The organism is Streptomyces sp. NPDC102451 (assembly GCF_044765485.1).
GTDB lineage: Bacteria > Actinomycetota > Actinomycetes > Streptomycetales > Streptomycetaceae > Streptomyces.
The window spans coordinates 18,405-31,540 of record NZ_JBIWKD010000006.1; the positions used below are offsets into that span (position 1 = coordinate 18,405).

The window sequence follows — 13,136 nt, forward strand, 5'->3', positions numbered from 1 at the left end:
GGTGGATCCGTTGACTCGCGGAGGTGGAGCGGGTGTTCAGTTCCGGCGCAGGGTGCGGCTGAAGGCGGCGGTCAGGACCAGGGCGGCGCCACAGGCCAGGACCGCGAGTCCCAGTGGACGGACGACGCCGGACGCGCCGGCGTTCGACGTCAGGAGCTCCAGCAGGACCGCCGCCAGAGCGGCCGCCACGTACTGACAGGTGCGGTACAGGCCCGAGGCGATACCGACCCGGTCCGCCTCGGCGGCCGCGAGCATCGCCGACTGGTTGCCGATGCTGTTGAACCCGTTCGGCAGCCCGAGCAGCGCGGCGACCAGGAGCAGCGCCCACAGCGCCGTACCGGTGTCCACGGCCGCCCACAGCAGCAGACCGACCGCCGCCAGCGCCGAGTTGCCGATCAGCAGGGGCACCAGCACTCCGTACCGCGTCTGGAGCCTGGCGCCCGCCCCGGTGCTGACGAACCCCAGGGCCGCGACCGGGAAGACCACCAGACCGGCGGTCGCGGGGGAGAGGCCCCGGCTGTCCTGGAGCCACTGGGGGAAGCCGTAGAAGACCAGGTAGAAGGCGGTGTACGTGACCGTCGTCCGGGCGTACGTGAAGCTGAGCGCCCGGTTGTGCACCAGCATCCGTATGTCGACGAACGGCGATCCCGCCCGCAGCTCCCACACCACATGGGCGGTCAGGAGCACGGCCGCCACCGGGAGCAGCCACAGGGCGGGCCCCGAGCCGAAGGAGAGCAGGAAGACCATCACGGCGACGATCGCGCCCACGAAGGTCAGCAGCCCCGGCAGGTCGATCGTCCGCAGCAGAGGGGGCCGGTCCGCGGGCGCCGGCGGGTCCGCGGGCACGGTGCGCCGCACCCACAGCCAGGCGAGCAGCGCGAGCGGCACGTTCACCAGGAAGATCGACTGCCAGCCGAAGCCGCTGACGAGCAGGCCGCCGATCGGCGGTCCGAACGCCACCGCCGTCTGGCCCACCATGGACAGGGTGGCCAGCGCCTTCGTCGGTGTGCTCCCGGTGGCGGCGGAGTGGCGGCGGATGATGGCCACGGCGGCGGGGTACTGCGCGGAACCCCCGAGCCCGATCACCACGCGGCTCGCCGTCAGTGTGCCCAGCCCCGGTGCCAGGACGCCCACCACCGAGCCGAGCACCACCAGCAGCAGTCCGCCGAGGTAGACCCGCCGGGGGCCGTACAGATCGGTCAGCCGGCCGGCGGTCGGGGCGCCCACCGAGGTGGCGACGTACAGTCCCGAGACCAGCCAGGACAGGCCCGCGCCGGAGCCGAACGCGTCCCCGACGACGGGCAGCGCCACCGCGATCATCGACGAGTTGAGGGAGAGCAGGAAGACCCCGGTGCCGACGGAGTAGCGCAGTCCGGAGGGCACGTGCGTGGGTGCCTCCGTGTTCGTACCGGTGGCCTGTTTCTCCAGTCCGCTCACGTCCGGCCCGCCCTTCCGCCGGGCACCGGGAGGTGGGCCAGCCGTTCCAGGTGGCCGGTCACCGCGTCCCACAGGGCGGCGACGTCCGTCTCGGCGTACCAGTCCGTCTTGTAGTCCACCGTCATCCGCAGGCCGCCCGGGCCGCGTTCCTGCCACTGCGTGGCGAGCGCGGCGTCCTGCCAGCCGAGCGGGAGAGGTACGGGCCGTGCCTGGGCCCCGGCGAAGAGGTCGGCGAAGCCGCCGGTCTCCTGCATGCGCTCGGGCTGCGCGTTGAAGGAGAGGAACGGCGTGGTCGCCTGGGTGCCGAACAGCTCGGTCCGGTGGTCGTGGATCTGTGTCGGCCACGGCACCCGGCTCGCCTCCAGGCCGGCCGCCACCGCGGACCGCAGCGCGTCGAGGCGACGCAGCGGATCGGCCCCGGAGTGCGGCTCGCTCGCCACGACGACCTTGCTCGCGAACCAGCCGACGCTGTGCCGCAGCGAGGGGTGCGCACGGTTGGACACCGTCATGGTCGTCGCGACCACCCGCCGTCCGGACAGATCGGCGAGCGCCGCGTGGACGGCCGCCAGCACGAGGTTGAGCCGGGTGGTGCGGGTCGACCGGGCCAGCGGCAGCAGCAGGTCGTAGCCGGCGGCGTCCAGCGTGCGGTCGAGCCGGCGGTGGCGCTCGTGCCGGACGGGCGTCCGGCCGGTGAACCCCTTGAGCGGGGTGTCCGGCAGGGGGCTGCCCCCGGCAGGCCGCTCGGCGAGCTCCTGCCGCAGCCGCCGTCCGGCGGGGGACTCCAGATAGGTGTTCTGTCGCGCGGTGAACTCCGCGAAGTCCTGCTCGATCCGGGGCAGTTGATCGTACGGAGCCCCGACCTCGGCCGCGTAGAGCGCACGCAGGTCCCGCAGGAGCACGGTGCCGGACCAGCCGTCGGTGACGAGATGCTCCACGACGAGGGCCACCAGGTGTCCCGTGTCCGGCGCGGCGGTGGGGACGACGAGCAGGCGGGCCAGTGGTCCGTTCGCGATGTCGAAGGGCTCGGCGGCGGCCCGGCGCAGGGTGTCCTCCGCCCGGGACACGGGGGCCGACGCGGTGCGGGCCGATGTCGTGGCGGCCGACGTCGCGGGGGAGAGCGGACGGGCCAGGCCGACCGGGTCGGCCCCGGTGAGCCGCCACCGGTCACCGCCCCGGTCGTGGTCGGGGCCGAAGGAGCTGAGCAGGACGGGATGGCGCCGCTGGAGGCCCAGCCAGGCGCGCTCCAGGGCGGCGAGGTCGAGTGGGCCGGTGACCCTGAACGCCCGTACGGAGTGGTGGGGGTTGAACACCCCGCGCCGGGCCTCCGCAGCGCTCTGCCGCAGCCGGTGCCGGTGGTTCCAGGCGGCGAGGACGGTGTCCGCGGTCATGGCGCCGCCTCCGTCGGCCCGGCGGCCACGGGCGAACCCAGCAGCGTGGAGATCTCCGCGATCGTGGGTGCCTCGAAGAGCAGACCGAGCGGGACGGGGGTGCCCAGGGCGTCCTCCAGCCGGGCGGCGATCTCCAGGGCGTACAGCGAGTCGGCACCTCGGTCGAAGAGGTTGTCCTCGGGGAAGAGGGGGGAGACGCCGAGCACCTGTTGGCACACCTCGGTGATGGTGACGGCGGGTGCGGTCACGGGCGCGGCCGCGCGGTCCGTCCGTACCTGGGGAGCGGAGCGCGTCCGCAGTTCCGAGCGGTCGAGCTTGCCGCTCGGCAGGAGGGGCAGGTCGTGGTCCGCCAGGTGCAGCACGGACGGCACGGCGGCGGCGGGCAGGCGCCCGGTGACGGCCCGGCGCAGGGCGTCGCGGGTCACGGGCCCGTCGGGCCCCGGATCCCGCACCTGTACGTGTCCGACGAGCGTCACCTCCCCCTGCTCGTCCCGGATGTCCACGACCCCCGCCTGGACCACGCCGGGCACGGATTCGAGGACGTGCTCCACCTCCCGCAGGGCCAGCCGTACGCCGCGCACCTTGACCTGGTCGTCCACACGGCCGAGCAGGTGCAGGTCCCCGGCCCCGTCGAAGCGGCCCAGATCGCCGGTCGGGTAGAGCACGTCGTCCGCGCCGCCGGGCCCGGGCCGGAACCCGTCCGGCCCGGTCAGATAGCCGTGCGACCGGTGAGGCGTCCGGATGACCACCTCGCCGCCGTCGGTCAGCGCGGCCCGGGCGCCGGGCAGGGGCCGGCCCACGGGCTGCGGCCCGGGCGCCGGCTCGCGCGGGACCTCGTACCAGAACTTCGCGAGGGTCGTCTCGCTCGGCCCGTACAGGTTGATCACGCGTCCACCTGGAGCGATCCGCTCACGCCAGTCGCGCACCAGCTCGCCGTGCAGTTGCTCGCCGGCGAAGAAGGTCAGCCGCAGGTCCGGCAGCGGGGCCGGTGCCCGCCCCACGAGCCAGCGCCGGGCCAGCGAGGGCACCGTGTGCAGGACGGTGACCGCGCGCCGGGAGAGGAATCCGAGGACCCGGTCGGCGTCGGGCGACCGCGAATCGGGCAGACACAGCGCGGCGCCGCCCGCCAGCGGCGTGAACACGTCCCGGAGGGCCACGTCGAACGCCCAGCTGGTCAGCTGCCCGACCCGGTCGCCCGGTCCGATCCGGAACGTGTCCCGCTGCCACCGCACGAAGTGCGCCAGACCGGCACCACTGCCGAGGATCCCCTTGGGCTCGCCGGTGCTGCCCGAGGTGAAGCAGACGTACGCGGCGTCGTGTGCGCCGACGGGTGTCCGGCCGCCCGGTACCTCCTCGGTCGGTGCGGGGTACGACTCGCCGGCCCTGATCAGCCGGTTCGCCCCACTCGCGGCCAGCACCGCGGAGCGGCGCGCGGTGGGCAGCAGAGGGTCCAGGGGGAGGACGACACCGCCGACGCGCAGTACGGCGAGAAGGGCGGCGACCGACCCCGGATGCGAGGACTGTTCCACCGCGACGACGTCGCCGGGACGGGTGCCGCCGCGGACGAGTGAGCCGGCGACGGCGGCGGCGCGCTCGTCGAGTTCACGGTAGGAAAGATCGCCGTACGGAGAGAGAACTGCGGGCTCGTTTCCGTGCGTGCGAACGGATGCGTCGAATAATTCGACGACGGAGGGCGGTTCGGAATGTCTTTCCGGGTCTCCTGCGGAATTCCGGACCGCTTCCGCTGTTTCTGCTCGTGCTTGTGTTTGTGCTTCTGTTCCGGAGCTCTTCTCAGCCATGACGATTTACCCGAATCCCGTTCCGGTCGGCCATTACGCGTCCAGTTTCTGCCAGTCGGTCAGTCTCTGGAGCGCGAAAATGTCACCGACGGACGCGATGGTGTCCTCGAGAGCGGTCGTCTCGCCGTTCAGGTATATCGAGCGGAATGTGTCCCGCAGGGAGGACACGGTCGCCCGCAGGCCCTGGTTGGCGTAGATGACCACGGACACGCCGGCCGCCGTCGCGTCGTCGATGTGCCAGTCCGGGTAGGTCGTGGGCACCACCACGACCGGGAGCCGGCCCTGCCAGGCGGCCAGGAAGTCGAGCACCTGGCCCTTGGTCTTCTGCTTGGAGTGGACGAGCACGGCGTCCGCCCCCGCGTCGGCGTACGCGTGGCAGCGGGCCAGGGCCTCGTCCACGCCCAGCCCGGCGATCAGGGCCTCGGTACGGGCGATGACGAAGAAGTCGTCCGTCGACTGGGCGTTCTTCGCCGTCGACACCTTCTTGGCGAACTGCTCGGTGTCGAGGAGGTCCTGGCCCTCGCCGACGAAGCTGTTCATCTTGGGGAAGAGCTTGTCCTCGATGCAGATCGCGGTGATCCCCGCGTCCTCGAACTCGCGCACGGTGTGCGCCACGTTCATGTTGCCGCCGTACCCGGTGTCGCAGTCCGCCACGACCGGGATCTGCAGCGCCTTCTGCATGTGCGACGCCGCTTCCAGATACTCCGTCGCCGTCAGGATGCTGGCATCAGGTAAGCAGCGGGCGGCGGACACTTCGAAACTGGACGACCATACCGCCTGGAAACCGGCCTCCTGGGCCAGTACGGCTCCCAGTGCGTCGTGCGCACCCGCCACCCGGGCTATTCCCTCGGTGGCCAGAACGGACCGGAAAGAAGGGTGTTTCTTCCTGCTCACGTGCATCCCCCTCGGTTCAAGTTGTGACCTCAGGTTAACCACGACGGCCCCGTCCCGTGGGGCAGGATTGGCTGAAGAAGGCATAAAATATATTGCTGCAATGTCGGCGCAATAATCCCCGTTTTCATTCATGCGGCCGCAATTTTCGGCACCGCGTCGGCAGGTGGCCCCTCACCCCGTCAGGGCCGCGCCGAGGAATTCGAGGATCTCCGCGCGGGCGGGCTCGGCCTGCGGCTGTATCCCGGGCAGGGTGAGGAAGCCGTGCACCGCTCCCGGGTATTCGGTGAGCCGTGCCGTCGTTCCCGCCGCGTCCAGCCGTTCGGCGTAGCGGCGGCCGTGATCGGCCACCGAGTCCTGGGTCGGCACCACGACGAGCGCCCGCGCGAGCCCGCCCAGCTCATCGGCGTACAGCGGTGAGAGCGTGCGCGCATCGGTTCCCGGCGGTACGGCGAGGCGCCGGAGCACCCGCAGCTGCGGAACGGTGGGGCCCAGGCCGTGCCCGTACTCGGCGATCGACGCGTGCTCGTACAGCGTCCCGGTCACATCGACCGCGGGGTTGACCAGCACCTGCGCCGCGAGCCGCAGGCCGGATTCCCTGGCCCGGATCGCCGACAGGGCGCTGATCAATCCGCCGAAGCTCTCGCCGAGGACGGCCACCCGGGCCGGATCGGCGCCCCACCGCTCGGCGTGACCCACCACGTGCTGGAGTACGTCCCAGCCGTCGGCGGCCGCCTCGGAGAGCGAAATCCCCCGGTCGAGGAGCCGGTGCTCGACCGAGACGACGAGCGCGGGCAGGTGGGTGGCGAGGTGGCTGTTGGCCCAATCGCACTGGACCGCCGTGCCCACGAACCCCCCTCCGTGCACATGGAGTACGAGGGGGAGTGGGCCCTGGGGAGCGCCGCTGGGCCGGTACACACGCACCGGGACGTCGCGGCCGGGCAGCTTCACCCGGTGCCACTCGATCGTGGCGCCCGGATCAGGCTGCCCCAGGACCGACCGGGCCGCGCCGGACGCCCGCCAGTGGTTCTCGGCGAGGCGGTAGGCGGCCAGGTCCTCGGCCGTCACCGACGACCAGTCGGGCTGTGGCGGACGTTCCGCGGCAGTGTTCTCGTCCATGTCTGTTCCCCCGTGTTCCTCGGTCGGCGTTCTTCGGTCGGCAAGGTCAAAACCTACGGCGTAGGTTTCGCTGTGCACGCTAAGTTCTACGACGTAGATTTGGCAAGGGGATAAGGAGACAAGAGAGGGAGTGGGTGTGGCCAGACGCGCACGGGGCACCTCGGCGGGGCTCGACCGGGAGCGGATCGCGGTCACGGCCGTGGCGCTCGTGGACCGCGACGGCCTCGAGCGTTTCGGGGTGCGGCGGCTCGCCGAGGAGCTCGGGGTCGATCCGATGTCGCTCTACCACCACGTCAAGGGGAAAGCCGCACTGCTGGACCTGATCTCCGAGGCGGTGCTCGCCGAGGTGGTGACCGCTCCCGATGGCGGGCCGCACGACTGGGAGGAGATCGCCCGGCGCACGGCCCACTCCTACCGGGACATGGCGTACCGGCATCCTCGGGTGTTCCCGCTGCTGGTCACCCGCGCCCAGACCTCGCCGGTGGCCCTTTCCGCCCTGGAGCGCCTGGTCACCGCGATGCGCGCGGCCGGTCTGCCCGACCGGGTGGCGGCGGATGCCCCGATGGTGCTGTTCGGCTTCCTCAACGGGCACCTGCTGGCATGCACCGGCGGCGGCCCCGACGGGCCCGCTCCCGTGCCCGAGCTCGACGCCGGTACGTACCCGGGCATGGCCGCCCTGGCGCCCCGGTGGGCCGACTTCGGGTCTGTCGCGGAGTTCGACCGGATGCTCGACACCGTGCTCGACGGGATCAGGGGTCAGGCGGAGCGGCAATTGGTTCCGCCCGGGTTCCGAGGGGTATGTGAGTAGGTAAATCCCCTAGGGGAGGCTGATTCGATGCCGTGGTTCGCCTGGCTGCTCGCCGCCGCGGCGCTCGGCGCTGCGGAGTTCTTCACCCTGACGCTGGTTTTCGGATTGCTGGCCGGTGCCGCACTGGTCGCCGCCGTGGTGGCCGGCGTGGGCGTCGGCCTTCTCGGCCAGCTCGTGGCGCTCGGAGTGACAGCGGCGGCGGGTCTCGCCCTCGTCCGCCCCGTCGCGCTGCGGCACATGGCCCAGGCACCCCTCACGCACGAGGGCAGTGACGCGCTGATCGGCAAGCGGGCCGAGGTCATACAGGAGGTCACGGCGACGCACGGTCTGATCAAGGTCACCGGTGAGGAGTGGTCCGCTCGCGCTCTCGACGAAACCCATGTGATCCCGGTGGGAGCACTGGTGGACGTCATGGAGATCGAGGGCGCCACAGCGGTCGTGTACCCCCGGGAACTCCTTCCGTGAACGCCTGAACGCCTGAACGCCTGAACACCCAGCGAGGGAGGAAGCGTGGATCCGGTCGTCATCCCGATTCTTGTGGCAGCGATTGTCGTCGTCTTTCTCGTGGCCGCCACGGTGCGGATCGTTCCGCAGGCGCGCCGCTACAACATCGAGCGGTTCGGCCGGTACCGCCGGACCCTGCAACCCGGCCTGAACTTCGTCCTGCCGGTGGCGGACCGTGTCAACACCAAGCTCGACGTGCGCGAGCAGGTGTACTCGTCCGACCCCAAGCCGGTCATCACCGAGGACAACCTCGTGGTGAACATCGACACCGTGCTCTACTACCAGATCACCGACCCGCGGGCGGCGGCCTACGAGGTCGCCGACTACCTGCAGGCGATCGACCAGCTCACCGTGACCACGCTGCGGAACGTCATCGGCAGCATGGACCTGGAGGGCACGCTCACCTCGCGCGAGGAGATCAACGCCCGGCTCCGCGCCGTCCTCGACGACGCCACCGGCAAGTGGGGCATCCGGGTCAACCGCGTCGAGATCAAGGCCATCGATCCTCCGAACACCATCAAGGAGGCGATGGAGAAGCAGATGCGGGCCGAGCGTGACAAGCGTGCGGCCATCCTGCACGCCGAAGGGGAGCGGCAAGCCAAGATCCTCACCGCGGAGGGCACGAAGCAGAAGGACATCCTGGAGGCACAGGGCACGCAACAGGCCATGATCCTGCGGGCGGACGGTGAGGCGAAGGCGGTGGAGCTCGTCTTCCAGGCCGTCCATCGCAACAACGCCGACTCGAAGATCCTGGCCTACAAGTACCTCGAGACGCTCCCGCACCTGGCGAGGAGCGAGAACAACACGTTCTGGGTGATCCCCGGCGAGCTGACCGAGGCGGTTCGCGCCGTCACCAGCGCGTTCGGCGACAAGTCGTCGACAGGTCTTCCCCCGTCGGCCGAACGTGAGGAAGCACCCGCCACCGACGCGTCGGACGAGGACGGGGCTCCGGAGCTGGAGGCGGGCTCGGGGCTTTCGCTGGATGCTCTGGCAGCCGCCGACGCGGCGGCGAAGCAGGCCGCCGCCGCGGTGAGCGACGCGAAGGCCGAGGCCCAGGCGGCCGAGGCGGCGCCGCCGCCGGGCCGGGGGCAGACGTCCGGCGACTGAGCGACGACACCCGGCGGGCAGGGCTCAAGGCGTCGTCATGCGTTCTTGCCGGCGCGGTTGAGGCGTAGGGCCGAGACGAGGAAGAAGACCCCGCCGAGGAAGGCGTAGCCGGCCAGATTGCGCAGGGTGGCGTCGTCCGCGCCCGCCTGTGCGAAGAAGGACGCTCCGGCGAGGGTCGAGATGGCACCGCTGGCGATCATCGCCCACTGGCCGCCCAGCCGGCGCCGGGTGGCGCCGACGACGAGCTGGACGAGGCCCGCGGTGACGGCCCAGACGCCCCAGACGCGCAGGACCGCCGGGATGCCGGACGTGGCGGCGACGGCCAGGCCGACGCCGGTGAAGGTGGAGAGCGCGATGTTCACGTACAGCCCGCGGACCGGACCGCCGTTCGCCCGGGCGGACCGGGCGTCGACGACGGCGCACGCCACGTCGAACAGGGGGTAGATCACGAGCAGCGTCGCGCTCAGTGGGCCCAGGGTGTCGGCGGTCGCGAACAGCAGGCCGGCCCATACGGCGGCGAACGCGAAGCGCAGGAAGTACAGCTTCCGCAGGGCCGCGGGGACGCTGGTGACGGGGGTGGCGCCGGTGGTGCTGACTGACGTGCCCATGGGGGTGCCTTTCGACGGCTCAGCGAAGCGATGAAGGGTGAGGGAGAACGTTCGGTCTCGCCTTCATTCAAAGGGCTGTCATCGCGACTGTCAAGACCGAACGTTCTCCCTCCCTCATTTGGTAGTCTCGGGCACATGAGTCGGGGCACAGGAAGCGGCAGTACGTCCGAGGCGCGAGCCAGGCTGCTCAGCACGGCAACGAAGATCTTCTACGCGGAGGGGATCCACTCCGTAGGCGTCGACCGCATCATCGCGGAGGCGCAGGTGACCCGGGCGACGCTGTACCGGCACTTCTCGGGCAAGGAAGAGCTCGTCCTCGCCTATCTCGACCAGGCCGACCGGGGGATCCGGGCGCAGGTCGCGGCCGCACGGGCGAGCGGCGGGTCGGCGGCGGACAGGGTCCGGGCCGTCGGCCGGTCCATCGTCGAAGGCATCCGGTCACCCGGATTCCGCGGCTGTGCCTTCCTCAACGCGGCGGCCGAGTACGCCGACCCGGCCCATCCGATCCACCAGGCCGTGCTGGCTCACCGGCAATGGTTCCTGGACACCGTCACGGAGCTGCTGGCCCAGGCCGGCCACGCGCCCGCCGACGCGGCGGGCCGGCACCTCGTCATGCTCAGGGACGGCGCCATGGCGGCCGGCTGCCTCTCCGACCCGGAGCTCGTCTCCGAGACCTTCATGCAAGGCGTCGAGGGAATCCTGCAGCGTTCGGGGTCGGATCCGAGCTGAGGAGCCGGTCTCTCGACCAGGCTGTGCAATTCGAGCGTGGCGGCGGAGCCGAGGCCGGCGACCCGGGTGCCGACCCGTGCATGACCGGTCCGATGCCGCGAGCGTCTATTCGCGGGCGGATACGGTCAGTTCGCTCACCCCCGTCGGCTTCTCCGCGTCCGCCGCACGGACCGTCAGCCTGACCCGTCGGGCCGGATCGCCCGGGCGGTACGGGTGCCAGGTGCGGCCGTCCAGTGAGGTCTCCAGGGCGTGGGAGGCCGGGGCGGTGTCCGTCCAGCGGGGCGTGAGCGCGGCGATCCGGGTCACCTGCCGCAGCGCCACCGTCAGCGTGCCCGTCGCGCCGTCCGGCGACCAGGAGGTCGACGGACTGCCGTCCACCGCCGCCTCGGCGTACAGACCAGGGGCCTCCGAGGTGGCCGTCGCCGGGCGGCAGCGGGCCGCGTCGGTCGTCGGGGCGAGGTCGGGACGGCGGGTGGGGAGCGTGAGGGTGCCGGAGAGGCGGCGCGGCCCTGCCGGGGTGTGCACGGTGAAGGGCGCGCCCGCCGTCAGCCGGACCGTGGTCGTCCGGGGGCCGACGGAGATGTCGTACGTACGGCCCCGGTAGCGCAGCCCCGTCAGCTCCACGCCCTCGCGGAGCTGCGGGGGCAGGAGCGGATCCAGGCGTACGCCGTCCTCGCGCAGCCTGAGCCCGGTCAGGCCGTGCGTGAAGACCTGGAGGAAGCCGCCCTTGCCGGTGAGGAAGTCCTCGGCCGGGAAGCCCGAGAGCGGGTCCTCGGCCCCGGACTTCTCGCCCCGCGCCTCGGAGAAGAGGCTGTACGGGCCACGGACGAACGGGCGTACGGCGCGCTGGAGGTATGTGTACGTGGCGCAGCCCGGCTCCCCGATCGCGGCGGCGTCGATCGCGTGCACCGAGTCGGTCATCGCCGGGCCGTCCGGGTCGGTGCGGGCGGCGTAGTAGTCGAGCGTCGCGGCGGCGGCGCCCTCCTCCATCGGCCACTCCAGCGGGTAGATCAGCAGCACCGTGTCGGCCTGCTTGATCGTCGAGCCGTTGTAGCCGGCGTACTGGAGGAACAGCTTCCGCTCGGCGTCGTACGGGATGCGCAGTCCGTCGGCGACCCTGGTCCAGCCGGCGGGTGCCGGGTGGCCGAGGAGGGCGGCGGCGCGGGTGGCGTGGCGCAGGGCGGTGGCGGCGACCGCGTTGGTGAAGACGCCGTCGGTGACGCCGTTGCTGTACTCGTCGGGCCCGGCGACGTTCTTCACCGAGTAGCTGCCGTCGGCGTTGGCCGTGGCGCGCGACTGCCAGAAGTCGGCGATGCCCTTCAGCAGCGGCCAGCCCCGGTCCGCCAGCCAGGCGCGGTCGCCGGTGGCCAGGTAGTACTGCCAGACGGCGAGCGCGATGTCGCCCTGGAGGTGGTTCTGGGTGAGGCAGTGCGGCGGGTCCCAGCTCTGGCACTCGGAGTCCAGGCGCCCCTCGCTCGCGCTCGTCCAGGGGTAGAACAGACCCTTGTAGCCCAGCTTCCCGGCGTTCGCGCGGGCGGCGTCCCGGGTGCGGTAGCGGTACTCGACGACGGAGCGGGCCAGGTCGGGGCGGGTGGCGAGCAGCCCCGGATACATCCAGGTCTCGGCGTCCCAGAACACCATGCCCGCGTAGTTGTCGCTGGTCAGCCCGGCCGGGGCGATGCTGTCCGAGGAGCCGGGGCGGGTATTGGCGAGCAGCCCGTACTGCGCGGCCCGCAGCCAGGCCTGCAGGTCCGGGCTGCCGGGCGTCCGCACGTCGGCGGCCCAGGCGCTGCGCCAGGCCGCCGCGTTGCCGGCGAGGACCCCGGACCAGCCGCGCCGGGACGCGCGGTCCGCCGCCGCCCCGGCGGAGGCGAGCGGGGCGCGGGAGGTGAGGGCGGTGTCGACGCCCACGTACTTCTCGAAGGTGTACGAGCGGCCGGCCCTGACCCGGGCGGTACGGGCGCCGTCGGTGCCCCGCTGCGCGATTGCCCCCTCCGTGCCGGTGCCGAGCGTCCGGAACGTACCGTCGCCGGCGACCGTGACCCGGCGCGCCCCGCGCTCGTCCAGCCGGCCCGTCACCGTCGCGGTGCCGCTCCAGTGCGGGGTCATCCGCAGGCGTACGGCGCCGGTGTGGACGTCGGAGCGGTCGGTCAGCACCTCGTAGGTCAGGTCGGTGGCGCGGCCGTCGGCCGTGGTCCACCGCAGGGAGGTGACCACGACGCCGCAGCGCAGGTGGAGGGTCTGGCGGTAGCGGGAGACACGGCCGGCGGGGGTGGCGGAGCCGTACGTCTCGGAGCCGACGCGCACGTCGAGCGTGGTCCAGGACGGCAGTGCGGCGATCACCTCGCGGCCCTCGGCGAGGCCCTCGTCCCGGGCGTAGAGCCCCGACACGAAGGCACCGTCGTACCGTGGGGTGTAGAGGGGCCAGCCCGTCTTCTCGCCCGTGGCGGCGTATCCGGCGCCGGTGGCGGGCACCCGGTGGCCCAGGTAGCCGTTGCCGACATAGGGGTCGTATCCGGCGGCCTCGCCGAAGGTGGTGGAGGTCGGCGCCCATGAGGCGTCGGAGCGAGTCTCCGCCCCGCTGCCGCACACGGGGGCCGGGGTGCGCCCCGAGGCGTGCGAGAGGGGCGGCAGGGGGAAGATCAGCGCGCCCGCGGTCAACGGCGCGAGGAGGGCGAAGCGCTTGAGTCTCACCCCACGAAGGTAGGGAAGACCACGCCGCCGGTGCGGTACCGGCGCGCGGGAC

At 72.1% G+C, this 13,136-nt stretch carries 11 protein-coding genes; 4 read left to right on the top strand and 7 right to left on the bottom strand.

Translation table 11 applies throughout. The features are described from left to right. Window positions 1–36: 36 nt before the first annotated feature. The 5 genes from ACIRD8_RS15640 to ACIRD8_RS15660 all read right to left on the bottom strand — a co-directional run bounded on the left by ACIRD8_RS15640 (window position 37) and on the right by ACIRD8_RS15660 (window position 6,634). A complete protein-coding gene (locus ACIRD8_RS15640) occupies window positions 37–1,437 on the bottom strand; it encodes an MFS transporter (RefSeq protein ID WP_403990802.1) in 1,401 nt (466 codons plus the stop codon). Further along, entirely contained in the window at window positions 1,434–2,825 is a 1,392-nt protein-coding gene (locus ACIRD8_RS15645; RefSeq protein WP_403990805.1) for a condensation domain-containing protein, read from the bottom strand. The genes ACIRD8_RS15640 and ACIRD8_RS15645 overlap by 4 nt, the downstream gene beginning before the upstream one ends. Next, window positions 2,822–4,624, bottom strand: coding sequence for an AMP-binding protein (locus ACIRD8_RS15650; RefSeq protein WP_403990807.1), 1,803 nt, complete (start codon window positions 4,622–4,624; stop codon window positions 2,822–2,824). The genes ACIRD8_RS15645 and ACIRD8_RS15650 overlap by 4 nt, the downstream gene beginning before the upstream one ends. A gap of 33 nt (window positions 4,625–4,657) precedes the next feature. Then, complete coding sequence (locus ACIRD8_RS15655) at window positions 4,658–5,518, bottom strand: isocitrate lyase/phosphoenolpyruvate mutase family protein (protein WP_403990810.1); 861 nt, start codon at window positions 5,516–5,518, stop codon at window positions 4,658–4,660. Window positions 5,519–5,689: 171 nt separating this feature from the next. Beyond that, window positions 5,690–6,634, bottom strand: a complete 945-nt coding sequence (locus ACIRD8_RS15660; protein ID WP_403990813.1) for an alpha/beta hydrolase — start codon at window positions 6,632–6,634, stop codon at window positions 5,690–5,692. A gap of 136 nt (window positions 6,635–6,770) precedes the next feature. On the opposite strand from ACIRD8_RS15660, the gene ACIRD8_RS15665 reads away from it, so the two are divergent. Genes ACIRD8_RS15665 through ACIRD8_RS15675 form a run of 3 tightly spaced genes read left to right on the top strand, consistent with a single transcriptional unit; the run spans window position 6,771 to window position 9,053 of the window. Further along, complete coding sequence (locus ACIRD8_RS15665; protein WP_403990816.1) at window positions 6,771–7,442, top strand: TetR/AcrR family transcriptional regulator; 672 nt, start codon at window positions 6,771–6,773, stop codon at window positions 7,440–7,442. A 27-nt stretch (window positions 7,443–7,469) separates the two neighbouring features. Further along, the gene (locus tag ACIRD8_RS15670; protein WP_403990819.1) at window positions 7,470–7,907 is read left to right on the top strand and encodes an NfeD family protein; all 438 of its coding nucleotides are present in this window, start codon (window positions 7,470–7,472) and stop codon (window positions 7,905–7,907) included. A 45-nt stretch (window positions 7,908–7,952) separates the two neighbouring features. Continuing rightward, the gene (locus ACIRD8_RS15675) at window positions 7,953–9,053 is read left to right on the top strand and encodes an SPFH domain-containing protein (RefSeq protein WP_403990822.1); all 1,101 of its coding nucleotides are present in this window, start codon (window positions 7,953–7,955) and stop codon (window positions 9,051–9,053) included. A gap of 35 nt (window positions 9,054–9,088) precedes the next feature. Here the strand turns inward: ACIRD8_RS15675 and ACIRD8_RS15680 are convergent, their stop codons facing one another. Next, window positions 9,089–9,661: a hypothetical protein gene (locus ACIRD8_RS15680; protein WP_403990825.1), complete on the bottom strand. Its 573-nt coding sequence runs from the start codon at window positions 9,659–9,661 to the stop codon at window positions 9,089–9,091. Between the two features lie 135 nt (window positions 9,662–9,796). Here ACIRD8_RS15680 and ACIRD8_RS15685 point away from each other — a divergent pair, with 135 nt between their 5' ends. Then, window positions 9,797–10,390 (top strand): TetR/AcrR family transcriptional regulator, encoded by a 594-nt coding sequence (locus ACIRD8_RS15685; RefSeq protein WP_403990828.1) that lies wholly within the window; start codon window positions 9,797–9,799, stop codon window positions 10,388–10,390. A 105-nt stretch (window positions 10,391–10,495) separates the two neighbouring features. On the opposite strand, the gene ACIRD8_RS15690 is transcribed toward ACIRD8_RS15685, so the two are convergent. Then, window positions 10,496–13,084: a glycosyl hydrolase family 65 protein gene (locus ACIRD8_RS15690; protein ID WP_403990830.1), complete on the bottom strand. Its 2,589-nt coding sequence runs from the start codon at window positions 13,082–13,084 to the stop codon at window positions 10,496–10,498. Window positions 13,085–13,136: the final 52 nt, after the last annotated feature.

Excerpts from the sequence above, each read along its gene's own strand:
- ACIRD8_RS15645 (WP_403990805.1), bottom strand. The coding sequence starts at position 2,825 with ATGACCGCGGACACCGTCCTCGCCGCCTGGAACCACCGGCACCGGCTG.
- ACIRD8_RS15650 (WP_403990807.1), bottom strand. The coding sequence starts at position 4,624 with ATGGCTGAGAAGAGCTCCGGAACAGAAGCACAAACACAAGCACGAGCA.
- ACIRD8_RS15660 (WP_403990813.1), bottom strand. The coding sequence starts at position 6,634 with ATGGACGAGAACACTGCCGCGGAACGTCCGCCACAGCCCGACTGGTCG.
- ACIRD8_RS15670 (WP_403990819.1), top strand. The coding sequence starts at position 7,470 with ATGCCGTGGTTCGCCTGGCTGCTCGCCGCCGCGGCGCTCGGCGCTGCG.
- ACIRD8_RS15680 (WP_403990825.1), bottom strand. The coding sequence starts at position 9,661 with ATGGGCACGTCAGTCAGCACCACCGGCGCCACCCCCGTCACCAGCGTC.
- ACIRD8_RS15685 (WP_403990828.1), top strand. The coding sequence starts at position 9,797 with ATGAGTCGGGGCACAGGAAGCGGCAGTACGTCCGAGGCGCGAGCCAGG.